We start from the raw sequence: 25,478 nt of genomic DNA on the forward strand, positions 1-25,478 counted from the left end.
TTAAAGCGCTCGCTCCTTTTTTTCCTTTATTCCTTGAATTAAGACGTTAATCACTTCTTTCCGGCTAAACTCTTTCGGTGGTCGTTCCCCATTACGGAGCATTTCTCGAACTTTAGTTCCTGATAAAATGAGATGATCCGCTTCATCATGTGGGCACGTTTTTGATGAAGCAATATTTTCACATTTTTTGCAATAAAAGCTATGTTCGAATTTTAAAATTGTCATTTCAAGCTCATCTTCTACATGGCTGATGAGTTCTTGAGCTTCATACGTTCCGTAATAATTGCCTACGCCTGCGTGATCACGACCGACGATAAAATGTGTACAGCCGTAATTTTTACGAACAATCGCATGGAACACCGCTTCACGCGGTCCCGCATACCGCATTGCAGCTGGAAATACAGCTAAAAACACACGGTTTTCCGGATAATAATGTTCAAGCAAAACTTGATAGCTTTCCATACGGATATGAGCTGGAATATCATCAGATTTCGTGTCACCAACAAGCGGGTTTAAAAATAACCCGTCGACAATTTCAAGTGCAGACTTTTGAATATATTCGTGAGCACGGTGCACAGGATTACGCGTTTGGAAACCAACGACAGTTTTCCAATTAAACTTTTCAAATTGTTTTCTCGTTTCAATTGGATCGAGATGAAATTCAGCAAATCGCTTATCCGGTCGCCTAACAAGCGTGATTGGACCTGCAACATACACGTTCCCTCTTTGAAACAGTTTCGCTACACCAGGATGCTCATTGTCGTTCGTCCCATAGACAAGCTTAGATTCTGTCACTTTATTCGGTTGATACATTTCTTGAACATCGATGACGCCATATACGATCCCGTTATATGTGAGCTTGACTCGTTCACCAATGTCTAGTTCATTTGCTTTTTCTTCACTAATCGGCAATGTAATCGGAATGCTCCAAATGTCTCCGTTTGTGAGACGCATTTCACGAACGACCGATTCATAGTCTTGTTTTCCGAGAAAGCCTTCTAACGGACTGTAAGCGCCATTTGCAATTAACTCCAAATCACTGAGCGCAAAGCTATCAATCTCAATTTCTTTTGCAATTGTGGCTACTTGTACATTCGGATCCATTCTTTGAATAAGTGTACCGCCATGTGGCTGAATGCTACTCATATCGTGCAACCCCTTTGTTTTTTAATTTGATTCATGTAATCCGCACTCTGTTTTTTCGCTATTTGCCCATCTTCCAGAACGAAAGTCTTCAGAGTTACTGGCAGGAACGGTGCATTTTTCACAACCGATACTTGGATAGCCTTTGTCATGAAGAATGTTATACGGCAATTCGTGAAGTTCGATATACGTCCAAATTTCTTTCCACGTCCAATCGATCAACGGACAGATTTTTATCGATTGAAATTTTTCATCTTTGTTAATGTAGTTTGTCTGGCGCCTCGAAAGTGATTGTTCACGGCGCAATCCTGAAATCCAAGCAGACACACCATTTAATTGTTCGCTTAACGGTTCAATTTTACGAAGATGACAGCAATGGTCTGGTGCTCGCTCCCATAGTCGATCACCGTATCTTTCTGCTTGCTGTTTAACTGTTAACAGAGGTTTGACGCTTTCGATTTGCAAATCCGAATATTTAGCATTTACTTCATCAATTAACAAATACGTCTCTTTAAAATGAAGATCCGTATCTAAAAATACAATTCTCGCATCTTTTTTCACTTTGCTTATGAGATCAATCAAAACGATTCCTTCCGCACCAAAACTACATGCATATAAAATCTCATCACTGTACTCGGAATACGCCCATTTCAACACATCAAGACTATCTTTAAAAATGTTTTGCAAGCGGTTCACACGCTCGTTATTCCAAGTTGAATACATTAAAATCTCCAAAACCTATCCCTCCTTTGAAACAAAAAAGACGGCTATCATCCAGTTAATGACCGAACGATAAACCGCCTCTAGTTGTCTAGTCAGCGCTCTCTGATTCGCATTTTTTCATGTTTTTCAAGTTGAACAACTTTGCCGTCTTGAACAATGATCGTGATGGAACCGTATGCAAGTGTTTGTAACATCTCATCAAGTCGCTCCATTAACCCGTTTAATTCTTTCTGTCGTTTATCCAACCAGCAGTCCCCCTTCATACGAAGACTTACTAAAAACACTTTTCATATCCACTTACTAGGTTTAATGGTTGCATTTATAATATCTTGTTTTTTCCAATAAATCAAGTGTTAAAATTAAATTTATTTTTTTCGTAGTTTGTTATGTTTTTAATATCATGACATAACAAAAAAGAGAAATAAATATGAATAAAAACTTAATAAACTAAAGAGAGGTCAAAAAACCTGGGGGATTATAATCGTGAACGACGAAAAACATCCGAACAAATGACTAAAAATTATGAGTCTGAAGATTAAACAGAAATTCTGAGTTATCATGGCGTCTTGCGATAATTCATGAACTAATGAGCGATACACTGACTGAAGGGACCATTGGTAGTGAAATTGATGGTGTCAAAAAAAGCCGCCGTTAAAATTTCTGAATGTGTAATTTTCAAAAACCTTTTTATGTGTTGTACCTGCCTCTAGCTTGCTAATGATTTAACGTTATAATCATTGTTAAGAATTCCAAACCAATGGTCAGACCGTTCCCGACATTAAATTCTCATTTTTTTGTAAAAGTCATGTTCTTCCTAAATTTTAAAGTCTCCGACAATAGAATACGTTGCCTAACGACGAATCATTCACTGAATCCTAAATTAAACATCAAGTTTATTTCGGAGTGCATAAATTGCCGCTTGTGTCCGATCCTCTACAGCTAACTTTTGAAAAATATGACTCACGTGTGTCTTAACAGTCTTAATTCCTATAAATAGCTCATCAGCAATTTCTTGATTCGATTTTCCATGGGCAATGAGTTTTAGAACTTCACGTTCTCGTTCGGTTAGTGCATCGTGCGGAAGTGGATCATTCATTTTGCGATAACGTGACATCATCTTTCCTGCCACTTTGCTTTCAACGACAGGCTCACCGTTAGCAGCAGCTCGAATTGCGTAAGCAATTTGAGATGCTTTTGATGTCTTCAGCAAATAGCTTAACGCACCCGCTTCGATTACCGGGTACACTTTTTCGTCGTCGACGAAGCTCGTGAGCACAATGACTTTCGTATTCGGCAATTGGGTTGTAATTTGCTTCGTCGCTTCGATTCCATTCATCTCATCCATGACAAGATCCATTAAAATAACATCTGGCTTGAGTGCGTTTGCGAGTTCAACACCTTCTTTTCCGTTTCTTGCTTCACCAACGACTTCAATATCTTCTGTCGTTGCTAAATAAGCAGCTAGCCCCATTCTTACCATTTCATGATCATCGACTAACAATACTTTAATCATCGCTATCCCTTCCTTTAACGACAGGAACTTTTACTTCGATTTCAGTTCCTTTTTGCGGACGCGAAAAAATTTCGATCATTCCGCCGATTTCATTGACTCTCTCTACCATCGTACGTAACCCATAAGACGATGTTTTCTGCTCATTTACGTTGAATCCGATTCCGTTATCTGTTATTTTTAATCGCACTTGTTCGTTAACCATATACAAAATAAGCTCGATCGCAGATGCTTTCGCATGACGAAGCGTATTCGAAATCGCTTCTTGAATAATTCTGAAGAGATGGTCTTCAATCCCTTTTGACAAACCTGTAATTTCTTCAACTTGCCAAGAGATTGATAAATGATATTTCGTTTTTAATTCATCAAGAAGATTGTCGATTCCTTCTTTTAACTTTTTTCCTTCAAGATGTGTCGGACGCAAATGAAGGAGAAGCGCTCGCATTTCAGATTGTGCTTCATTTGCCATCTGTTCAATCGCTGCAACTTGGCTTTTAGCTTTGTCGGGCTGGTGAGCGACAGTTTTTCCGGCAGCAGATGTCATCATTGAAATTGCAAACAATTGCTGGCTGACTGCGTCATGAAGTTCGCGAGCAAGTCGTTGCCTTTCTTTGGTAATTGCCGCTTGTTTCAACGTTTCATTCCATTCTGCTTTTTCAGTGGACAGTCGCTGTAAAGATGCAACTTGGTCTTCAACTCTTTTTGCCATTTCGTTTAAATGCATACTCATTTGCCCAATTTCATCTTCCCCGATATGTGGTACTCGATACGTGAAATTTCCACGTTCGTAAGCAAGTGTTCCTTCTGTAATCACTTCAAGCCGTTTTTTAACGTAATTTCCATAGATATAACCAAATATGGCTCCAACTACAATCGGTGTAAACAATAGTAAAAGAATTGTGGGAAGACCCCATTTTACTTGTTTAAATAGTAGAAACAACTCTTTCGGATGATTAAAAAGCAGAAGCAAAAGAATGATGGTCATCACGAAACAAAGACCGATCGCAACACGGACAAATTGCCATTGAATGCTCAATAATCGTTTTCTTCGCTTCATTATAAGTACCTCACGTCAATATCTCCGATAAAAAGGGAGAGAATGAGTTTCACTTTTTTCGACGATTCTTCATACTGTGCGGTTCTTATAGAAATGTTCCGATTCACGCCACCTTCACTTTGTCCTAGTACTTTAAGATCGCCAAAGCTCACCGATGCATCAACACTGACATTCAGATCATAAGGAACATAAATATCAATATCGCCGACCCACCCATTTACGATAATGACCGTCTCACCGTCTTTAATGATCGCCTTTGTTAAATCGATTTTCACGTCACCAATGCCTTGCTGGATCGTTAAATCTTCAAGGTCGAAACGGGCATGAGTATAATGCACTTCCCCAATGAAAGATTTTTTTACATTGCCTACACTCTGATGCGTATGAAAAGTCTTTTCATTGCCATTTTGATACTCGTCATCTGGATCTTCCTTTTTTAACATGTTATACCCAAAATAAATGAATAGCCCTGCGACAATGAGCCCGAAAATATTAATCTTAAAAAATAAAATAATCGCTAATCCAAACAAAATACCTGCTAGTAAACGATGATGATGCCGATAGAAGTGAAGACCGATGGCTACAAAAATGACAGGCAATAAAAACCGACTAACAAACGCATGAATTTGTAAACTATTAATTAAAATGATGACACCAATCACAATGATAGCTAGCCCGATATAACGATTGTTTTGTGTTTGCATCGCGTCCTCCCTTCCACTCTATCGATACGTTTGAAAACGGACATCCATTACGATGTCCGTCTCGTTATTTCCACGAGTCAAACACACATAAATGCTTTACAGTTGAACCTAATAAGCTTTCCTTTTCAACATGTTAAGCGCCCGTAGCACCTTATGATAAACGGGCGCTAATAACCTGATAAGCTTTGCTTTTCTACGGTTAAGCGTACCGTACATCTCATCGTTCCTCCGGATGCTATAAGACTCTGATAAGTCTCACTAACTATTGGCTACACCAATGGATGTCTCGCTTTAAACAAGATTATAGAATAAGATTACGCTTTTAGTTTGTTTAATTCCTCTTCGATGGCTTTATGATGCTCTAGCTTTGTCATTCGGAGATCGTATGACTCGTTCATATTTAATTTTGAACGATGTTCCATTTCAAAGATTTTGTCTTCAATTCGTGAAAAACTCGAAATAATTCTGTCACAATCTAATTTTGCAATCATCTCACTAATTGATTCCTTCGATTTCACGGCTTGTGCTTTTGCTGCCATCGCATGTTTACGATCTTTTAAAAGTTGGTAGCGTTCTTTCATTTCGTGTAGTTGTTTCATTAACTGTTGTTGTTGTACGTCTGCATCTCTTTGAAATTTTTCATATTGTTGAACTTGTTCTTCATATTGTAACTTACTATGCAAAGCTTGTCTTGCGAGATCTTCTTCACCCGCTTCAACAGCTAACTGAGCTTGACCAGTACGCTTTACAACAAACTTTCTCGCCTCGTCAGCCTGTCTTTGAAATTTACTCACTAATGCTTTTTGCTTTGCTATTGCACGTTCAGCCTTCTCAATTTCAACTTCCATGTCACGAATATACTGTTTTAGCATCATCATCGGATCTTCAAGACCATCGATCCATTCATGGATCGTAGCGGTTGTAAAATCTCGGATTCTTTTAAATACCATATTACCATTCTCCTTACTTTTTCATTCTTTTATTCCATTCGATGTCAAACGCGTCTTCATACATAGCTGTGTTTCCGTAAAGTTTTAATGGATCACCTGGTGCATTGCACCTATCATCGCTCTTCACTATTTTAAACCCGACAAATATGAGAGAAAGACCGACTAACAAGCCAAACAACAGATGGACACCACCAAACAAGAGAAGCATTCCAAAAAGAAGAATGACGATCCAAAAGCCTTTTTGTTTCGACGTTTCTGTCTGCTTTAATTTGTTTATTGCATAAACGATGATGACGAGAGAAAAGACTAGTCTTACAAGCCAGCCTAAGCCAAGGACATTGAAAAAGATCAAGCCACCAAACAATAGAAAAATCATTCCGAAAACTGTTTTTGCCATCATAGGAACCACCTCCCTTTCGCTACTTTCTTATCTTTCATGTTACCTTTCATCTTAACGATTCATAACGAGCTACAGGTTGGTTTTATCTCGGACTAAAGTCCGATTTGAATTTAGCAATAATAAAAAAACACCTTGCCCGATTGTTGGGTGAAGGTGTCGCTTCTATATTAATGTAGTTTTTTTGCACCTAAATAACGTGGTTTCCAATAGCTATTATTTAAGTTTGCAATTGTTACCCCTGTCGATGAGCCAGCATGGATGAATTCGTTATTTCCGATATAAATACCAGCATGTGAAGCACCAGATCCGGACGTATTAAAAAAGACTATATCTCCAACGCTTGGACTGTTTACTTTCGTTCCGCTACTCCACATGGATGCAACGGTCCGTGGCAGTGAAATTCCGTGTTCTTTAAATACATAATTAATAAATCCACTACAGTCAAAACCTTTCGGTGTTGTTCCACCCCATTTGTAAGGAACGCCTTTGTACTTTTTCGCTGTTTTTACGAGTGCAGACATATCGACGATAACGTTGCTTTTTACTTGCGCTTTTTCAGTGGAAGATTTCACTGGATTTTTTAAAGCTGCAAAAGTTTGAGATCCAGCTATGCCATCTACTGCTAACCCATTATCGCGCTGAAACGCACGAACCGCACTCATTGTTTGTGAACCGTAAATCCCATCGACTGCTGATTTATAATAATTTAGCTTTTTTAACTGAGATTGCAAGTCTTTCACTGCTTGCCCGCGACTTCCATTTCGTAATACGGTAGACGATGTTTGCTTCGATGTTGTCGCTGACAAGGAGTGGTTCAATGCTCGTAATGTTTGTGGTCCAGCTATGCCATCTACTTGCAAGTTGTGCTTTTGCTGAAACTTAACGACAGCATTTTTCGTTAACGGACCATAGATGCCATCCACTTTGGAAGAAAAGTGTTTTTGCGCTTTGAGTTCTTTTTGCAGTTTCGTTACTTCTGCACCACGAGAGCCTACTTTTAATATTTGATTGACGTTATACTCTTGCGAAGCAGATGCAACATGACTATCAAAATCAATGACAAATGACGTAAATGCAAAAGCTCCTGCTAACGCTACTGAAATTGTTACTTTTTTAAAAAGGTTTTTTCCTGATGTCTGTACCATTTGATGTCCCCCTTGTTGTTCCATTCTTAGCTGCTCACGTTCCATATTACAAAATTTGTATTTCAAATCTATGTTTACTAGATTACTATTTTGTAACAGAGCGTTTTCGTGCTACACTATACGTATTACGAATAAGAAAATAGGCTGAATGACTGAGGGAAAGCAGGGAAAGAAATGATCAAAGCGATTATGTTTGACTTAGACGATACTCTTTTATGGGATGATCGAAGTGTAAATGAGGCATTTGCGGAAACGTGCCAAGTGGCTGCGGAAAAATACCAGCTCGATCCGAAGAAGTTAGAAGAAGAAGTGAAAAAAGCAGCACGCAAATTATATGCTTCATATGAAACTTTTGAATTTACAAAAATGATTGGGATTAATCCATTTGAAGGGTTTTGGGGGAAATTCCGTGATGATACGGATGATTTTCGTAAACTTGCAAACATCGTTCCTACATACCGAAAAGACGCTTGGACGGCAGGGTTAAAAGCGCTCGGTTATGAAGACAAAGAGCTCGGAGCGACATTAGCTGAATTATTCCCTAAAATTCGTCGCACGAAACATTACGTTTATGATGAAACGTATCCAGTCTTAGAAGAGCTCAAAAAAAATTACAAACTGCTATTACTTACGAACGGTTCGCCTGATTTACAAAACGAAAAATTATCTGGTGTACCAAAATTACCTCCTTACTTTGATCATATTGTAATTTCTGGGGGATTCGGTCGTGGAAAACCCGATGTATCACTCTTTAACTATGCACTTGATTTACTTGATGTAAGTAAAGAAGAAGCAATTATGGTCGGTGATAAATTAACGACAGACATACACGGTGCAAATCAAACGGGCATCACATCTGTCTGGATTAACCGTGATAATAAACAACACGATGAAGAAATTGTCCCTGATTACGAAATTACCTCACTTGAAGAGCTATTTAAGATTGTTAAAGAGAAATAAGTGGGAGTGCGTCACTCCCGACTTGCTTCTTTTTTCTTTTTCCGCTTCCGATAAATCAAAATTGCAATGGCGATGATTAGAACTGGAATAATAATTGGGGAAAGACCAATGACAATTACGATTGTTCCTGAAATGACCGAAAGAATTCCATTCATTGTTGATACGAGCAATTGTTTCGCACGTACCCACGTATTTTGTTCTTTTGAGCCGATTTCTCCGACATTTACATTCCTCTCTGTCATTGAAATCGTTACGGTTGAATAATCTGTTTCGTTTTTTAAATAATTCAATCTTCCTTCTATCTGTTCAATTTCTTCTTGTACGTTGCCAATTTGTTCTGAAATCGCGAGTAAATCTTTTGTTTCTGTCGCATCTTTTAAAAATGCTTCTAACTTGTCCTTCACATCACGCTTTGCTTTTAAACGTGCTTCTAAATCAACATACTCCTCTGTTACATCTTCGCCTTGTACTTGTTGTTCTTTCACTTCAAGACTGAAATTGGCAATATTTTTCAGAACTGGCTCAAATCTCTCTTGGGGAATTTTGATTGTTACATAACCATATATGCTATTCGTGTTATCACGATGAACGGTCGAACTGACGATATACCCTTTTTCTTTTTTTACAAGTTCTGTAACGTTTTCTACAGTTTCAGCATAATCAGCGACTACAATTTCCATATGTGCGGTATACATCACTTTCCGCTCATCTTTAGCTATATTTCGCGTTTCTGGAATATTATTTTGCCCACTTTCCATTTGTTCAATCGCGATATCACTTTCCTCTTGTTCCATTTTTGTTTGCTCCGTTGTCGCTAACTGGTCGCTCGATCGAGTATCATCTTCAAAGCTGTTACTGTTGCATGCCGTGAACAGAAATAGACAACATAAAAGCATCGTTGACTTTAATACATTTTTCATTTAAAACCACCCTTTTATTCTTTGGATTTATCGAAAAAGTACAATATCGATAAACTGCCGTAAGTGAACTACCCTACCTACGCTTTATTTAACGCATCAATTTACTTAGCAATCGAGCTGTTCCATTCCAAACACGGTCTACTACAAAATACAAGGACAGCAAAAGATACGCTCATAAAAAAAGAAGACTCCTTTACGTAACTATCGATTTTCTCCCCATACAGTATTAGCCGAAATGGAATACTTGCGACATTCCCTTCATATAGAGGTCTTCAATCCGTAATTTCTTTCGGAGGAAAGTTAGCTTAAGTCGTTCTGACAAAATCCTTCGCTTTTCCGATGCAGACGCTATGTAACGCTGACTAAGAACGCCACGTTCAAGACACCTTCTGTTGTTCTAGGTACTCTCAGTGCTTTGTTTGAATCCTGTGGCAACGTCCGAGCCTGCAATTAACTCCACTCGCCGTTTCGTTCAACTGTGAGAATTGATGAAGCAATAATTAACCTTTAATTATTTAGACATCTTTTACTGAAAAAAAGTTTCACGGTCATGGATAATTTTTTGGAATAAGAAAACGCTATAGAAAGACTAAACACAAGGAGGTGAACGACGGGTGGAGCATGTGAAAGCACTAATTATAAAGTTTATCATGGTGACCGCCGTTCTTTGGGTTATACTCGGGCTTTTCTTCGGTGTTGATTTTGGTGAAATTATTACGATTTCAGTCATTTTAACACCACTTGCATATGTGATTGGTGATCTACTTATTCTTCGCAATTTCAATAATACAATTGCGACCTTTGCAGACTTTGGTCTTTCTTTCATTACGATTTGGTTAATCGGTACAGCTGTCATAAATGAACCCATTTCCGTTGCAACTGCATCACTAATTTCTTCATTAGCGATTGCAGTGGGAGAATGGTTTTATCATTCCTACGTCAATGCACAAGTATTTGATGGACAAAATAAAGATAACCAAACTCTAAACGAATCGTTTTCGACAGAGTTTGCTGATGAAACCGATGTCCAAGACGGTACAACATATCATCAAAACGTACAAAATAAATCGTACCATGAAGACCAGAATGATCCATATAAAAAATAAAAAGGAGAGTCTTTTCCAAGATTCTCCTTTGCTTAGCTTTATGCTTTTGTTTCCTTTAAATATTCGAGCGCTTCTTCAACGTGACCTTTTACTCTCACCTTTCTCCACTCTTTCATGACGATGCCTTCTTTATCAATGAGAAAGGTGGAGCGCTCGATACCCATATATTCTTTTCCGAACATTTTTTTTAGTTTCCAAACATCGTACGCTTCAGCGACTTTATGATCTTCATCAGCTAATAGTAAAAAAGGCAAATCATGCTTGTCAATAAACTTTTGATGGCGATCAATCGGATCAGGACTAATCCCAAGAATGACCGCATCTAGTTCTTTAAAACTTTCATGATGATCGCGAAAATCACACGCTTGTGTTGTGCAACCTGGCGTCATATCTTTCGGATAAAAATAAACGATAACGTACTTCCCTCTAAAGTCTGAAAGCTTAACGCTTTCGCCTGTATTTGCTTTTAATTCGAATTCTGGTGCTCGTTTTCCGACTTCAACTGCCACGAAATCGCCTCCTAAAACATATATTAAAGATCATTTTAACAAATTTTCCTTTTTCCTTCTAATCCCAACACTAATAGCTCAAAAAAGAAACTGCCATGAATTCATGACAGCTTCATTATTTTAATGCGTATGGTGAACAGCGCAACGGTTTGGTCCAATTTCTAGCTCTGACATTTGTTCAACAGTCGCTGTTTCGTGTCCGCGGTTAATCGCAATGATTTCTTCAAAGTTCGGTGGTTTTACTGAGCTTGCTGACTGTTCAACACTATCGAGAAATTCCTCTTTTGGCGCAGTAAACATTTTTTCATTTCGTGCACGAATGTTACCTAGCGTATCACCGATGTAACCAACTTCATTAATTTCTTCATCTAAGTTGGCATAGTGACTTGGCAGGACAACAACTTCGTCAGCAATCCCTGATACTTTCGAATGAACTGTATTATAAAGATCTTCTGCCCATTCTTTCACTTTGTTTCCGAGGTCGGGACGACCTAATCCACTAATGAAAATCGTATCTCCGGAAAAGAGCAATTTGTTATTGACGAAGAATGATACACTTCCAGGTGTATGCCCAGGTGTTTTTACTGCTAGCACTTCAACAGATACTTTGCTAAACTCAATTTTTTCATAATTCTCTAAATGTTCAAAGTTAAAGATGGCGCCTTCGCTTTTCATTAAATAATATTTCGCACCAAGTTTATCAGATAGCGCTTTTCCGCCTGAAATGTGGTCTGCATGAAGATGAGAGTCAACGACGTGTGTAATTGTCGCTCCAACTTCACCTGCTGCTGCTTCATACTCTTCAATGAAACGTGCTGGATCAACAACAAGTGCTTCACCTTCTGATACGACCATATAGGAAAGACAGCCTTTTCCAACACGGATAAATTGGTACACTGTAATGTCGTTATCTTCGTAGACTTTAACTTTTTCGAGATGTTCACTCCACGTTCTCATTCCACCTTGAAGGTATACAGCTTTGAAGCCTGCTTCTACAAGCATTTCTGCAACCATCAAGGAAGAGCCTTCCTTCGCACAAACGACAAGAATTTCTTTATCTTTTGGGAGCCGATCTTGAATAGGTTCAATTCCATCAATTAATTCAAAGTAAGGAACATTTACATATTCAAAGTTTTCCCCTTCAATTTTCCAATCGTTAAAATCATCTTCATTACGAACGTCAAGAATAAAAACTTTTTCTTTATTCAATACTTTCTGAGTTACTTCCTTTGCTGTAATTGCTTGAACTGTCATTTTTTATTCCTCCATTAAATATCGTTGTTAAATTCTCAAACCGTTGACACAACTTTCCCTTTCCATTGCAGCATTCCACCAACCATGTTCAGTGCTCGATAACCTTGCAAGTTCATTAGATGCGTCGCAATACCACTCCGATTTCCTGAACGACAGACAATCACATATTTAGTTTCTTTATTCAACTCTCCTAAACGTAAATTCAACTCACCTAGTGGAATATGAAGAACTCCAGGTATTTTCTCGAATGCAACTTCATCGGATTCACGAACATCAATTAATGTAATTTCTTCTGTTTCTAGCAATTTCTCCACTTCCTCCGGTGTAATGACACTCATAACAAATCCCCCCCCAATTGCTCGCGTACTGTCAAAAGTTTTTTAATGAAAAACTGTAAAACCCTTGGTATTAATGTACTTAAGGGTAAAAAGTGTTCTCCCCCCCTTTATGAGAGGAGATACTGAGGCTTTACATTGAGTGACGAGAATGATAGGCTATAAAGCCTTACGCAACAAGGATTGCTACGTCTTTGCGTAAAGAGTCATGCTCGTGGAGGCTCAATGTCAAGCCTTCAATTTTCGGAGAGTTTTCATAAATCTTTTGACGTTACCATTGCTCGTTATCTCCATGCTGACATCCCGCCTCTTACATTTGCGAGTTTTGTAAAGCCTCGCTTTTTTAATATCTTCGTTGCATTGTTACTTCTTGCCCCGGTTTGGCAAATGACGACAATTTCCTTGTCTTTCGATAGTTTGTTTTGACTATTCATTAAACGAGTTAATGGAATATTTATAAAACGACGTATATGATTTGCTTTAAATTCCTGAGGAGTTCGAACATCAATGAATTGATAGCCTTTTTGGTTCAGCAACCCTTTTAATTCTGTAGTTGATATTTGACGCACTCCTTTTGCAGGTAACATTCGACTTACGAAAAACAAAGCAACTAAGGTAAATAAAAGACCATAAATGATGAAACCCACTGGACCACTCCTTAAATAAACAGATTTACATTTCCGTCTTCAGCATCAGCTAAATAAGCAGCAACACCGGCATACTCAATTCCATCAATGAGTTCCTCTTTTTGGAGCCCAAGAAGATCCATTGTCATCGTGCATGCAACAAGTTTTACATCTTGTTCTTGAGCCATGGAAATCAAGTCTCCTAACGGCAACGCATTATGCTTTTTCATAACACGTTTGATTAATTTAGGTCCGATGCCTGCAAAGTTCATTTGAGAAAGTCCCATTTTTTCGGCACCCCGTGGCATCATCTTTCCAAACATATTTTCTAAAAACCCTTTTTTCACAGGGACAGGTTCGTCTTTTCTAAACGCATTCAGACCCCAAAATGTTGCAAAAATGGTCACCTCATGGTCATATGCTGCAGCGCCATTCGCGATGATAAACGCTGCCATTGCCTTATCGTAATCTCCACTAAATAAAATAATATTTGTTGTTTTCTTTTCAGACATACAAACACTCCTATTTCCATATACCCACGTGGGTATATTTTTAATTAAAAAAATTCGTTCATTTATGATGTCGCAACCGCACGTGTTTAGCTTTTCCATATTCAATCACCCGTCATTTACTTTAGTTCAAACGGGAGGTAGAATCCTAATAAATCTCGCTTTATCTACTTTTTACTAAAAGGTCAACAGCTTCTTTAATTTGAGAATCTGTATCTTCGCCTTTTTCAATTTGTTCTCTTACACAATGTTCCAAGTTAGAGCTTACAACAATTGCAATTGCCCGATCCATAGCATTCCTTGCAGCGGACATTTGCGAAACTAATTCTCTGCAATCTTTACCTTCATTCATCATTCGCAAAATAGCTCGAACTTGACCTTCAACTCTACGCACTCTATTCTTAACTTTCGTGTCGTATTCCATTCGACTCCCTCCTTCATCTGCATTTATACCATTTTGAATGAGTAATCAAGTTCTGTTTACTTCGAAAAACTTTCTATATGCTTGCTTTTATTTCTCCGTTCTTTGCTCCCTTTTAATAAGCAAACAAGTATTCGACTGGATAACGGTATGCAATGTTTAATATATACCCACGGTGGTATATTGTCAAACCTCAAGTCATGACGTAAACGTAATAAGCCGCAATTAACAGCAAAATGACGCAAATCATTAAACACGATGATTTTAGATGAAGAGCGAAAAGATTGTGAATTAATATTTTTCTGATTTTGAAAATATTTAAACGTTGAAAAGAAAATCGTAATTAATCCTAATACTAATGAAAAAAGACTAATCATTAATGCAAGAGTATTGTCGATGACTTCATTTAGCGGTGTGTAAAAATGTAATGTCGTTGCTAAGAATCCAACTCCAATCATTCCAAGAGCAGTGCGAACCCATGCTAAATATGTTGTTGAATGTACTTAGATTCTTGTCGGCTATTATCGTTCATTTTTAAGTACCCCAACCCTTTTACTCTTGCTAAGCGCATAATCTTTTCTACGTTAATCTCTCCAATTCTCCTGACTCCACGTGAAACAAGCAACCTCTAATTTCTACATTATCTCCATAAGCTTTATAGATCGGATGTGTTTTTAAATTTTCCACTTGTTGTAAGACGTTAATTTTTGCTAGTTCATCTAACGAAAGTTCGGAACTATCGTTCGGAAAACTGTTTCGAATGTGTGAAATCCATCCGCGCAATTCATTTTCTTCTTTGTCTGACGAAGCCGCTTTTATTCCCCCACAGCCAGTATGCCCTTTTACAATAATCGCTTTAACTTTTAAATGCTTTAGCGCGAAATACAGGCTAGCTGAAAAGCTTTCATCATCTGATACGACTTGATTCGCAATATTGCGATGCACAAACATATGACCGAGAGGCATTTGTGTAATGACGGAAGGACTTACTCGTGAATCACTGCACGACAAAACAAAATATTCAGGTGCCTGCCCTTTTTTTAATTCATCAAAATAAGCGGGATTGATTTCTTTTATTTTACGAATAAATTCTTCATTTTTTCTTCGCAAGTCTTCCACATCAATCACTCCCTGTCATTTCCCAATCGCTTTGATCGCATGATTAATTGACAAGTAGGAAAGTTGCTGCTTATTTTCGCCTTCCCACCTTGCTTTTTTCAGCACATCCATGACAGGACCTTTTATTCCAGCAAATAAAAATTCGATTTTCCCTTGGCCGCATGAATCGACCATTTCTTTCAGCGAATGAATAGCGATCGCATCAATCGAATTCACTCCTGAAAAATCGATTATGACCCATTTAACATCGGGATTTGCTTCGATTCGTTCACACAGCTTCTCTTCCAAGTACGCTGCATTTGCAAAATAAAGTGAGGCATCGACTCTAAAAATGAGAACTTCCGAGTCTGTCTTTGCATCTGGAAAACGTTTAATGTTTCGAAAAATATTTTCTTTCGGTAAATAGCCTAGCTCAGCGACATGAGGATACGCGCTTCTACCAATAAAAACGAGTAATGAAAAAGCGAGTCCAATTAAAATCCCTTGCTCAATTCCAATCGTCAATGTGGCGACAAACGTAACAACCCATGTCCAGCCATCGAGTTTTCGAATATTAAATAACCGTTTCGCTTCCTTTATATCAATTAAACTGTACACCGCAAACATAATGATTGCTGCAAGTACAGCTTGCGGAAGATAATAAAATAAACTAGTAAAAAACATAAGTGTTAATAAAATGAGCACAGCAGTAATCATTGAAGCGAGCGGTGTTCTTGCCCCAGATTGATAGTTTACAGCTGATCGAGAAAATCCGCCTGTAACTGGATAAGCAGAAAAAAATGATCCGACGACATTCGCTAATCCTAATCCAACTAACTCTTTATTAGGAACAACTTTATATTTTTCTTTCGAAGCAATCGCCTTTGCCATCGCGATTGATTCCATAAAACCCACGAATGAGATCGTGAGCGCAATTGGAAGAAGGGCAATCATCGAATCGATGCTAAAAGCAGGGATTGACAATGACGGCAACCCTTTTGGCACTTCACCGACGATGTTTATCCCAAACTTTTGCAATTGCAAAAAATAAACGACTAAAATGCTTAACACAACGACGACGAGCGGTCCCGGCACTTTCGGAACAAATTTTTTAATTCCGATCAGCACGAGGATGCTTCCGCCTCCAATCGCAAATGCAACCCAATTTATTTCTGACAGCTTCGTAATCGACTCCCATAATATGAGAAATACATGATCAGATTCAATTTGAATGCCGAGTAAATGCTTTAATTGACTTAGCCCGATCATAATCGCAGCTGCTGAAGTAAACCCACTAATGACCGCATGCGATAAAAAGTTCACTAAAAAACCGAGTCGCAAAACTCCCATGAGAAACTGTATAAACCCAATCATAAACATAAGCAAAAGCACTAATGAGATATACTCATCCGTACCAGGTTCTGCAAGCGTTGATACTCCAGCAAAAACTAGTAATGAAACCATGGCTACAGGACCTACAGCAAGCTGACGCGACGTTCCAAACAGCGCATAAACAATTAAAGGAATCGTAGCCGCATAAAGCCCAATAACTGGAGGGAGTCCTGCTAACATGGCATATGCCATTCCTTGTGGAATAAGCATAATCGCTACAATGATCCCTGCCGATAAGTCACCGCTTAAATCAGACTTATTGTAATTGGGGATCCAATCAAAAGCAGGAATAAGTTTTTTTAACATTTTGTACTCCCCTCTTTCTATCTAAATAAAACTCCTATCCACAATCACGTAAAAGTAAGAGAAGGGGAGTCAGTTCCCCTTCCATATCTGTCAGAAAAGGGCATCATTTCTCCCATCTCTATCGATTTATCCTTTTTTAATCCAAAACTTAAATACGCCGTTTTCTTCAGTATCTTTAAGGATTTCATGTCCACCAGATTTAGCCCAGGCCATCAAGTCATTTTTTGAGCCTTTGTCTGTTGCATGAACTTCTAACACTTCACCTGTTTTCAACTCATTCATCGCTTTTTTCGTTCTAACAATTGGCATTGGACATGCTAGTCCCGTGGCATCTACAACTTTAACAGCTTCCATGATTGAATCTCTCCTTCATATTTTTTCATTTTTACAAATTAAAATGTCAGTGTCATCGTTGCGTCAGAAGCATATTCAACAAAGGTTGCTGCTCCTGCAACTTCGATTCCGTCAACAAATGCATCCTTGTCTAGACCCATGACATCCATTGTCATTTGGCAAGCAATAATTTTTACTCCAAGGTCCTTCGCTATTTCTAACATTTCTGGAATCGGTGGTACATTTTCTTTTTCAAAGCCTTCTTTGAAATGTTCTTTTCCTTCAGGTATCGGCAATTGCTTATGTGCCTCTTTATGAATTAAATTTAAGCCTTCGAATGTAAAAAAGATCCCGACTTCTTTATCACTTGCTGCTGCCGCAGTTGCAATGTTAAACACTTTATACGCATCGAATAATCCACCATTACTTGCAATAATTGCTACTTTATCTGCCATTTTGTATTCCTCCAATTTTATTTTGTTGTTTCAAGTGGACCCGTCCATTCAATCATACCTTGGACAACATTTGTTACATGTTTAAAACCTTTATCAGTTAGTTGTTTACAAGCTAAATCACTTCGATTTCCCGAACGACAGACGATTAATATTTCATTTTCTGGGTCGAGTTCATTTGCTCTTTCGCCTAACTCCCCTAATGGGATCGATAGTGACCCAGGGATGTGGCCGAAATTATATTCAGCTGGTTCACGAACATCAATAATTGTTATTTCTTCATTCGCTTCGAGCTTTTTTAGAAGCTCATCATTTTGAATGACATGAGGAAATTTCAATTCTTCTTTTTCCTCTGATTCACTTGCTTTACGCAAATAATGTTTAAGTACCTCGCCATCTTCTTTCGTTCCAAGATATTGATGGCCACTACTTTTTGCCCAAGCTTGAATATCAGCAAGTGAGCCTTTATCTGTCGCTTGAACTTCAAGCACTTGACCAGGCTTCAGTTCATTGACAGCTTTTTTTGTTCTTACGATTGGCATAGGACAAGCGAGTCCTTTAGCATCAACCACTTGATCAACTTGAATGCTCAATAGTTTTCCCTCCATATTTTTGTTCAGGTACGCATACCCGTATATGTATAATATATGACAAAAAAATATTTGTCAATAAGTGTTCAAACATCATGAATCTAAGATTCTCTTCACTGCTATTCAAAGCTATGCTATGATTTTTTTGAAACATCGAGTAAAATATGGTTTGATCTTCTTGAGTAAATAAAGCATGTAGGAGCGATAAAGAAAAATGGAATATTCAAACGAAATTAAAAACCGTTTAAAACGAGCAGAAGGACAAGTTCGCGGAATTTTACGAATGATGGATGAAAGCAAACATTGCAAAGATGTCGTTAGTCAATTATCGGCCGTACGCAACGCGCTTGACAAAGCCATTGCACAAATTGTTGCTATGAACTTACAGCAATGCATTTTAGAAGAACAAGCGAAAGGAAAAGATAGTGGTTCAGACAAATTTGTCGAAGAAGCAATCGAATTACTTGTGAAAAGTCGATAAACATGAAAAAAATTATCTGATTTTTTAGCGTCCCTTAAATCGCTCGTGTGAAAAATATAAAAAGCGAGGGGAAGAAACGTTACTTCAACTCGCTTTTTAAGTAAGGATCGCATCACAATCAGTAATTAAAATTGAAGGATGTTTTACTAGTTCAATTTCATACGGTCTCTCGATTGACCTTCCGTTCGAATCAGTAAGAACTCGTACTGACGGACGACTCGGAGACCCCATTTCATAATGAATAACAACCGCTGTTTCACCTGTATTTAATTTCACCGTTAAGCCAACGGGATATGTCGCAACAGATTTTTGAAATGCTTGCACATATTTCGATTCAAAATGCGTGTATGTCCTTGCATACAAAATTTCCATTGCTTCATGGGGGAGCATTGCTTTCCGATATGGACGATTTGACGTTAAGGCGTCAAACACATCTGCAACAGCTAAAATTTTACCATAAGGATGGATTTCGTCTCCTTTTAACCCTCTCGGATAGCCGCTTCCATCTAACTTTTCATGATGTTGCAACGCACAGTGAGCAGATAATAATGAAATCGCCGGATCTTTACGCAAAATTTCGAAGCCATATTCTGTATGCATTTTAATCATTTCAAATTCGTCATCTTCAAGTGTACCTTTTTTATTTAAAATGTCTGTTGGAATCTCACACTTACCAACGTCGTGCAACATACTTCCGATCCCAATTTCATTCAGCTGATTTTCATTAAACCCAAGATGAACCGTCATCGCCAATGTATACAACGTCACGTTAGTTGAATGCGAAAACGTATACGAATCGTGAGTGAAAATATCGGTCAATAAATTCATAACGTTGTTCATAGATTTTATTTCAGACAACAGATTTTTCAAAGCATTTTGCAATTTATCAATATTAATTCCTTCAAAAATTCGTTCTTTCTTTTTCTCATCTGAATAAAATTGATGATAAATTTCAGAAATAGCGTTCGTTGTCTCGATCCGCAATTCCATCGGAATATGTTCATCAATTTCTATATCTTCAAGTCGTTCGTCTTCAATATAAACAAAAGAAATGCCACGTCTTTTCAAAGCATAAATCGCGCGTTCGGTTAAGCTCGTACCCCTCGCAATTAATACCATGCCTTGTTCACTATAAATCGGCTTAGCCGTCACCATTCCCGCTTGACAGTTTAGTATCGACACTAATCTCAAGTTGTACCCACCCTAACTGGCTTTGTTCTTCGTTAATTGAACTGTGTATGATACTATTATAACTTTTTTGTCGATAAATGAATATCATTTTTAACAATCCTATCCTCAAGAAACTCGAAGAACGAAGCCTAGTGAGTAAGTCAGTTCGCGGTAAACAAACAGGTCGTTCACATGATGTAATTCATGTCTGAGTGAAACAACAAAGAAATACTCAAAAGTTTGTACTCCAGCAAAATATTTAAAGAAGTAGATTCATTAGCATTAGTAAATGCACAAATAATTTTGCAAAAGAAGTTCAGTCGTATTGAATTTCCAAACAAACAATCTTATTCAACAAATATCGAACAATATGCTGTATTTCGATTTTAACAGAAACAGAATACGATTGACTTTGCGATGCGATGGATGATCTAGATGTCAAAGCGAACGAAAACTAACTCGAAAATCGCAGAAAGAAAAGCGAAGGTTAGTTCACTCCCGTTGTTTTAAAAATAACGTTTTTACAAAGTCATGTTCATTATTAGCTTCAATATAAAGAATGAACGGATCACATTCGTATAATAAAAATGACTGATGATCAAGCTCACTTTTTTCAATTCCAGTCGTTGATTTTCCAATTTGTGCTTCAACATGACGTAATTGGAGTGACTCGTCTCTTGATAAGTACACTTCAATGCTTGTAACAACTTCTTGATCGAATGGAACGAAGTACATAACATCACCATAAACGTAAAAATTCGCTCCACCCCACACTCCTTGCTCATCAGGACTTCCGATATTTGCGATAATGTCATTAATATTCGTCCCGATTGGATACTGAGCATGAATTAACTCACCTTTAGAAGCGAGGTGTAACAATTCCTCGTTAAAAACTGAATCGCTTAAGTTATCTGTTTCAACATTTTCTTGTTCAGCATGTACACGATTTGTTTCCGTTAAAGGGAATGGTGATTGACCGTTAATAAACATAATCATTAGCAAAGCAATGATGTGAAATCCTTGTTTCATTACTTTCTTCCCCCTATTTTTTCTTTCCTCTTCTTGAGTTCTTTCTAAAGATCGTTCAAATATGTAAGGCTCACAAGATGTGAGTCAGTGTGATAAGTGTTAACTAACTTTTACGTTATTCACGTCAATATTTTATGTTGCATCACTCAGAACTCCACTTCCCTTTTTGCCTTTCGATGTCCTCTCTTTTTAGAACTCACACTATTAATGTATTCAGAAAAAAATAAAAAAGCACGGTAGCAAGCAAACTACCGTACATTTTTATTATTCCATTGAAAAATTTTTAGAAAAATCAATGAAAAAGTCAATCGTATTAGGATTACTCATTGCTCCTTTGTTAACGGCTTTTTCTACCGGAACACCGATGAGCAATTTTTTAATCGGGACTTCGAGTTTTTTCCCATTCAATGTTCTTGGTACTTCTTCGATTTGAAAAATATCGTTTGGAACGTGGCGCGGTGAACAGTTTTCCCGAATGCGTTTCGTTAGTTCAGATTTTAAAGTGTCGTCTAACTTAATTCCGTCGTCTAACACGACGAATAATGGCATGTATGCTTTCCCTTTTTCATTGCTCACATCTATGACTAAGCTATCATTCACTCCTTCTACACTTTCAACCGCGCGATAGATTTCACTCGTTCCCATCCGGATACCGCCTCGATTAATAGTAGAATCGGAGCGTCCGTATATTTGACAACTTCCGTCCGGTCTAATTTTTATCCAATCCCCATGTCTCCAAACACCTGGATACGTATCAAAGTAACTTTCGAAATAACGTGAACCATCGTGATCGTTCCAAAAGTAAAGAGGCATCGAGGGCATTGGTTCGGGTACGACGAGTTCACCCACTTCATTCATTACTTCATTGCCACGTTCGTCATAAGCTTGAACTTTTGCTCCTAGTGCTCGACACTGTATTAAACCTGCGCGCACAGGTAAAATCGGAGAGCCAGTTACGAACGCTGTACATAAATCGGTACCACCACTAGCAGATGCAAGCCAAATGTCATCACCAACATTTTCATATACCCATTGAAACCCTTCAGGAGGTAACGGTGAACCTGTAGACATAACACTTTTTAGCCTCGATAAATCGAATTGTTCTCTCGGTTTCAATTTGTTATTCATACACATTAATAAATAACTTGCACTCGTACCAAAGACGGTCATGCCTGTTTCTTCTGCAAATTCCCACATCGTATCTTTTTTTGGATAACTTGGATTACCATCATACAAAATAATCGCTGAGCGAGCTAAAAGGGAACCGACGACAACATTCCACATCATCCACCCTGTCGTCGTAAACCAGAAAAATCGGTCATCTTCTTTTAGATCACTTTGCAACACTGCTTTTTTCAAATGTTCAAGTAAAATGCCACCATGCCCTTGTACGATTGCTTTCGGAAGTCCTGTCGTTCCTGAAGAATAGAGCACCCATAACGGATGATCAAATGGGACTTGTTCATACTCCAGATCAACAGGCTGACGTTCACCGATGAAATCATCCCAAAATTGCGCAGATGTTAAAGAAGCGATATTTGGATCAGTCTTTAAATACGGTAAAACTATCGTTTTTTTAAGCGTTGGAATCGCAGCTTGAATTTGCTTAACCGTTTCAATCCGATCAAAATCATGCCCCCCGTAGCGATAGCCGTCAACTGCGATCAAAATTTTCGGTTCAATTTGTTTAAAGCGATCGATAACCGTTGGGCTACCAAAGTCAGGTGAACAACTTGACCACGTTGCACCAATGCTAGCACATGCAAGAAAAGCGACGATAGCTTCCGTAATGTTAGGAATATATGCGACAACACGATCCCCACTTTGAATCCCCGATGCTTTTAATCGGTCCGCAAATAACGCCACTTCATCATACAATTGTTGCCATGTCATTTCCTCTAAAGGCCGAAGCTCCGATTTTGAAAGGATTGCTCGTTCATTTGGTCGCATATTTCTAAAAATATGTTCCGTATAATTTAACTTTGCTCCCTCGAACCATTTAGCCCCAGGCATTTGATGAGTCGATAAAACACGAGTATACGGTTCAGATGCTTGAATCTCAAAAAAGTCCCATAATGACTCCCAAAATTCTTCTACTTCAGTGACAGACCATTCCCACAGTGTTTCGTATGTGTCAAAGGACTTTTGTTTATGTATCTCTAGCCATTTCATATAGCGAACTAAGTTTGACTGTTCCTTAAACTGATCTGAAGGTTCCCATAAAAGCATTCCTTCTTGCACTCGTTGTGACATCGTCGCATCTTCCTTTCAAAACTTTTTAAAATAAATATTCAAAAAACTGTGCTTATTCTAATTATAAATGAATTTACAATCGTTCGCGATTGAATTTTCACATATTTTCCAAATCCGATTCATATCTGCTATTCTAGTAGAAAGAATGTTAGAAAGTGATTGATTCCATGTTACAACAAGCAGAAACGATCCTTAAAACACATTTTGGTTTTTCTTCGTTCCGACAAGGACAAAAGCAAACGATCCAGCATGTCGTACAGAAAAATAATACACTCGCCATAATGCCAACAGGTGGTGGAAAGTCGATATGCTACCAAATACCGGCGATGTTATTTTCTGGCGTTACGCTTGTCATCTCACCGTTAATTTCACTCATGAAAGATCAAGTTGATAGTCTACAAGCAGTTGGCATTTCCGCTACTTACATAAACAGCTCATTATCTTCTGAAGAAGTGTATGAACGTATTCAACAAATAAAACAAGGAAAATATAAATTAATTTATGTCGCACCTGAACGGTTTGAGTTCGATCGGTTCGTTGCACTTATCCGTTCATTAACGATTGAACTTGTTGCCTTCGATGAAGCACATTGTATTTCACAATGGGGGCATGACTTTCGCCCAAGTTACCGTAACGTTGTGACGGTATTAAAACAATTGCCGTTCCAACCCATTTTTATGGCCCTTACAGCAACTGCAACGAAAGAAGTTGCTGCCGACATCCGTCAATTGTTAAACATTTCGAAAGAACATACCGTGATCACAGGGTTTGCTAGAAATAACCTATCATTTCAAGTCATTAAAGGGGAGAGCAGCCATACGTTTTTACTAGATTATGTGAAGCAACATCACAACGCATCAGGCATCGTGTATACAGCAACACGAAAAGAAACCGACCAACTACATGCGTTGCTTCTAAAACATGGTATGAAAGTAGAACGATATCATGCTGGTCTTTCCGAACTAGAACGCCAACGTGCCCAAGAACGATTTCTCTATGATGAAGTGGGAATTATTGTAGCGACGAACGCTTTTGGTATGGGAATTGATAAATCGAATGTTCGCTACGTTATTCATATGAATATCCCAAAAAACATTGAAGCGTATTATCAAGAGGCTGGACGTGCAGGTAGAGACGGTGAAAACAGCGAATGTGTTTTATTGTACACACCTCGCGACATTCAGTTACAAAAATTTTTCATTGAAGAATCGACTGTAGATGAAAGTAGAAAAGCGAAAGAATATGAAAAACTACAAGCGATGATTGATTATTGCCATACCGAACAATGTTTACAGCGGTATATTTTACATTATTTTGGGGATGTGACTGCCGCAGATTGCGGAACGTGTGGAAACTGTAAAGATGATCGAAAACTTGAGGATATTACACGTGAGGCACAAATGATTTTTTCTTGTATTAAGCGGATGAAAGAACGCTTTGGAGTAACAATCGTGGCCCAAGTGCTAAAAGGCTCAAAAAATAAACGTATCCAAGATCTGAAACTTTCACAGCTATCAACATATGGACTCCTTTCAGCAAAAACGGAAAAAGAAATTACCGAATTGATTAACTTCTTAATTGCAGAAAATTATCTTGGACTAACCGATAGTAAGTATCCCGTCGTAAAATTGAAAAATAAAGCGAAATATGTACTAATTGGAGAAAAGTCAGTCTATAAAAAAGCGAAATACGAATCGACTGTTTTCAAAGAAGATGACGAACTCTTTCAAAAGTTACGAGCCCTTCGTAAACGGATTTCGGAACATGAACAAATTCCACCTTATATCGTTTTTTCTGATGCAACACTAAAAGAAATGTGTGCACGATGCCCACAAGATAAACGGACGATGTTATTAGTACAAGGTGTCGGTGAAACGAAGTTTGAAAAATATGGTGAGCGATTTTTAAAAGAAATTAAATCACACGTTGAAACATGAATATGAAGGGGGGACTATCTATCTGGTCTCCTTTTTATTTTGCGCTTTTTAATAGTTCGATTTCAACGAGATTATCGTGATTGGATTTAATAAGAATATCCATACTTTTAAATGTTCTTCTGCTAAATTCGTGCACTTCCTGTGCACAACGCAGAAGTCAGTACA

29 protein-coding genes and 1 pseudogene are annotated in these 25,478 nt (G+C 38.1%); 5 read left to right on the plus strand and 25 right to left on the minus strand.

What is annotated here, in order from left to right; translation table 11 throughout:
• From sat to ABU914_RS04240, 3 genes are all read right to left on the minus strand, one after another.
• On the minus strand, positions 1-1,146 hold the full coding sequence (gene sat / locus ABU914_RS04230) for a sulfate adenylyltransferase (RefSeq protein WP_379668512.1): 1,146 nt from the start codon (positions 1,144-1,146) through the stop codon (positions 1-3).
• Positions 1,147-1,167: 21 nt separating this feature from the next.
• Positions 1,168-1,872, minus strand: coding sequence for a phosphoadenylyl-sulfate reductase (locus tag ABU914_RS04235; protein WP_379668599.1), 705 nt, complete (start codon positions 1,870-1,872; stop codon positions 1,168-1,170).
• Positions 1,873-1,958: 86 nt separating this feature from the next.
• A complete protein-coding gene (locus ABU914_RS04240) occupies positions 1,959-2,078 on the minus strand; it encodes a DUF2292 domain-containing protein (protein WP_379668600.1) in 120 nt (39 codons plus the stop codon).
• Between the two features lie 338 nt (positions 2,079-2,416).
• Here ABU914_RS04240 and ABU914_RS04245 point away from each other — a divergent pair.
• A pseudogene (locus ABU914_RS04245) lies at positions 2,417-2,521 on the plus strand (YozQ family protein); the annotation flags it as partial.
• Positions 2,522-2,746: 225 nt separating this feature from the next.
• On the opposite strand, the gene ABU914_RS04250 reads toward ABU914_RS04245, so the two are convergent.
• The 6 genes from ABU914_RS04250 to ABU914_RS04275 all read right to left on the minus strand — a co-directional run bounded on the left by ABU914_RS04250 (position 2,747) and on the right by ABU914_RS04275 (position 7,632).
• On the minus strand, positions 2,747-3,379 hold the full coding sequence (locus ABU914_RS04250; protein WP_379668513.1) for a response regulator: 633 nt from the start codon (positions 3,377-3,379) through the stop codon (positions 2,747-2,749).
• Entirely contained in the window at positions 3,372-4,433 is a 1,062-nt protein-coding gene (locus ABU914_RS04255) for a HAMP domain-containing sensor histidine kinase (RefSeq protein WP_379668514.1), read from the minus strand. Before ABU914_RS04255 ends, ABU914_RS04250 begins: the two co-directional genes overlap by 8 nt.
• Positions 4,433-5,137, minus strand: coding sequence for a cell wall-active antibiotics response protein LiaF (gene liaF / locus ABU914_RS04260; RefSeq protein WP_379668515.1), 705 nt, complete (start codon positions 5,135-5,137; stop codon positions 4,433-4,435). The genes ABU914_RS04255 and liaF overlap by 1 nt, the downstream gene beginning before the upstream one ends.
• Positions 5,138-5,451: 314 nt before the next feature.
• Positions 5,452-6,087 carry a PspA/IM30 family protein gene (locus tag ABU914_RS04265; protein WP_379668516.1) on the minus strand — a complete coding sequence of 212 codons (636 nt, stop codon included), beginning with the start codon at positions 6,085-6,087 and terminating at the stop codon, positions 5,452-5,454.
• Between the two features lie 13 nt (positions 6,088-6,100).
• On the minus strand, positions 6,101-6,487 hold the full coding sequence (locus ABU914_RS04270; RefSeq protein WP_379668517.1) for a hypothetical protein: 387 nt from the start codon (positions 6,485-6,487) through the stop codon (positions 6,101-6,103).
• Between the two features lie 167 nt (positions 6,488-6,654).
• Positions 6,655-7,632, minus strand: a complete 978-nt coding sequence (locus ABU914_RS04275) for a C40 family peptidase (RefSeq protein ID WP_379668518.1) — start codon at positions 7,630-7,632, stop codon at positions 6,655-6,657.
• Positions 7,633-7,806: 174 nt separating this feature from the next.
• Here ABU914_RS04275 and ABU914_RS04280 point away from each other — a divergent pair, with 174 nt between their 5' ends.
• A complete protein-coding gene (locus ABU914_RS04280) occupies positions 7,807-8,592 on the plus strand; it encodes an HAD family hydrolase (RefSeq protein ID WP_379668519.1) in 786 nt (261 codons plus the stop codon).
• Positions 8,593-8,603: 11 nt separating this feature from the next.
• Here ABU914_RS04280 and ABU914_RS04285 read toward each other — a convergent pair whose 3' ends face one another.
• Positions 8,604-9,512: a DUF4349 domain-containing protein gene (locus tag ABU914_RS04285; protein ID WP_379668520.1), complete on the minus strand. Its 909-nt coding sequence runs from the start codon at positions 9,510-9,512 to the stop codon at positions 8,604-8,606.
• Positions 9,513-10,126: 614 nt separating this feature from the next.
• On the opposite strand from ABU914_RS04285, the gene ABU914_RS04290 reads away from it, so the two are divergent.
• A complete protein-coding gene (locus ABU914_RS04290; protein ID WP_379668521.1) occupies positions 10,127-10,618 on the plus strand; it encodes a YndM family protein in 492 nt (163 codons plus the stop codon).
• Between the two features lie 38 nt (positions 10,619-10,656).
• Here ABU914_RS04290 and bcp read toward each other — a convergent pair whose 3' ends face one another.
• From bcp to ABU914_RS04350, 12 genes are all read right to left on the minus strand, one after another.
• On the minus strand, positions 10,657-11,127 hold the full coding sequence (gene bcp, locus ABU914_RS04295) for a thioredoxin-dependent thiol peroxidase (protein ID WP_379668522.1): 471 nt from the start codon (positions 11,125-11,127) through the stop codon (positions 10,657-10,659).
• Between the two features lie 120 nt (positions 11,128-11,247).
• Complete coding sequence (locus tag ABU914_RS04300) at positions 11,248-12,381, minus strand: MBL fold metallo-hydrolase (protein WP_379668523.1); 1,134 nt, start codon at positions 12,379-12,381, stop codon at positions 11,248-11,250.
• 35 nt (positions 12,382-12,416) lie between these two features.
• Complete coding sequence (locus ABU914_RS04305; RefSeq protein ID WP_379668524.1) at positions 12,417-12,719, minus strand: rhodanese-like domain-containing protein; 303 nt, start codon at positions 12,717-12,719, stop codon at positions 12,417-12,419.
• A gap of 281 nt (positions 12,720-13,000) precedes the next feature.
• The gene (locus tag ABU914_RS04310) at positions 13,001-13,303 is read right to left on the minus strand and encodes a rhodanese-like domain-containing protein (RefSeq protein WP_379668601.1); all 303 of its coding nucleotides are present in this window, start codon (positions 13,301-13,303) and stop codon (positions 13,001-13,003) included.
• A 71-nt stretch (positions 13,304-13,374) separates the two neighbouring features.
• Positions 13,375-13,854 carry a DsrE/DsrF/DrsH-like family protein gene (locus tag ABU914_RS04315; protein ID WP_379668525.1) on the minus strand — a complete coding sequence of 160 codons (480 nt, stop codon included), beginning with the start codon at positions 13,852-13,854 and terminating at the stop codon, positions 13,375-13,377.
• A 160-nt stretch (positions 13,855-14,014) separates the two neighbouring features.
• A complete protein-coding gene (locus tag ABU914_RS04320) occupies positions 14,015-14,275 on the minus strand; it encodes a metal-sensitive transcriptional regulator (protein ID WP_379668526.1) in 261 nt (86 codons plus the stop codon).
• Positions 14,276-14,331: 56 nt separating this feature from the next.
• Positions 14,332-14,730 (minus strand): YidH family protein, encoded by a 399-nt coding sequence (locus ABU914_RS04325; protein ID WP_379668527.1) that lies wholly within the window; start codon positions 14,728-14,730, stop codon positions 14,332-14,334.
• Between the two features lie 121 nt (positions 14,731-14,851).
• Positions 14,852-15,391: a carbonic anhydrase gene (locus ABU914_RS04330; protein ID WP_379668528.1), complete on the minus strand. Its 540-nt coding sequence runs from the start codon at positions 15,389-15,391 to the stop codon at positions 14,852-14,854.
• A 15-nt stretch (positions 15,392-15,406) separates the two neighbouring features.
• Complete coding sequence (locus ABU914_RS04335) at positions 15,407-17,068, minus strand: SulP family inorganic anion transporter (RefSeq protein ID WP_379668529.1); 1,662 nt, start codon at positions 17,066-17,068, stop codon at positions 15,407-15,409.
• A 126-nt stretch (positions 17,069-17,194) separates the two neighbouring features.
• Positions 17,195-17,422: a sulfurtransferase TusA family protein gene (locus tag ABU914_RS04340; protein ID WP_379668530.1), complete on the minus strand. Its 228-nt coding sequence runs from the start codon at positions 17,420-17,422 to the stop codon at positions 17,195-17,197.
• A 38-nt stretch (positions 17,423-17,460) separates the two neighbouring features.
• Positions 17,461-17,856 carry a DsrE/DsrF/DrsH-like family protein gene (locus ABU914_RS04345; protein ID WP_379668531.1) on the minus strand — a complete coding sequence of 132 codons (396 nt, stop codon included), beginning with the start codon at positions 17,854-17,856 and terminating at the stop codon, positions 17,461-17,463.
• A gap of 17 nt (positions 17,857-17,873) precedes the next feature.
• On the minus strand, positions 17,874-18,446 hold the full coding sequence (locus ABU914_RS04350) for a sulfurtransferase TusA family protein (protein ID WP_379668532.1): 573 nt from the start codon (positions 18,444-18,446) through the stop codon (positions 17,874-17,876).
• A 211-nt stretch (positions 18,447-18,657) separates the two neighbouring features.
• Between ABU914_RS04350 and ABU914_RS04355 the strand changes: the two genes are divergently transcribed.
• The gene (locus ABU914_RS04355; protein ID WP_379668533.1) at positions 18,658-18,924 is read left to right on the plus strand and encodes a metal-sensitive transcriptional regulator; all 267 of its coding nucleotides are present in this window, start codon (positions 18,658-18,660) and stop codon (positions 18,922-18,924) included.
• A 96-nt stretch (positions 18,925-19,020) separates the two neighbouring features.
• On the opposite strand, the gene ABU914_RS04360 is transcribed toward ABU914_RS04355, so the two are convergent.
• From ABU914_RS04360 to ABU914_RS04370, 3 genes are all read right to left on the minus strand, one after another.
• Complete coding sequence (locus ABU914_RS04360; RefSeq protein WP_379668602.1) at positions 19,021-20,106, minus strand: HD-GYP domain-containing protein; 1,086 nt, start codon at positions 20,104-20,106, stop codon at positions 19,021-19,023.
• A gap of 480 nt (positions 20,107-20,586) precedes the next feature.
• A complete protein-coding gene (locus ABU914_RS04365; protein ID WP_379668534.1) occupies positions 20,587-21,123 on the minus strand; it encodes a DUF4309 domain-containing protein in 537 nt (178 codons plus the stop codon).
• Positions 21,124-21,387: 264 nt separating this feature from the next.
• A complete protein-coding gene (locus tag ABU914_RS04370; protein WP_379668535.1) occupies positions 21,388-23,376 on the minus strand; it encodes an acetoacetate--CoA ligase in 1,989 nt (662 codons plus the stop codon).
• 155 nt (positions 23,377-23,531) lie between these two features.
• On the opposite strand from ABU914_RS04370, the gene recQ reads away from it, so the two are divergent.
• The gene (recQ, locus tag ABU914_RS04375) at positions 23,532-25,313 is read left to right on the plus strand and encodes a DNA helicase RecQ (protein ID WP_379668536.1); all 1,782 of its coding nucleotides are present in this window, start codon (positions 23,532-23,534) and stop codon (positions 25,311-25,313) included.
• The last annotated feature ends 165 nt before the right edge of the window (positions 25,314-25,478 follow it).

The organism is Pueribacillus sp. YX66 (assembly GCF_041725775.1).
In the GTDB taxonomy this organism is placed as follows: Bacteria; Bacillota; Bacilli; order Bacillales; family UBA6769; genus Pueribacillus.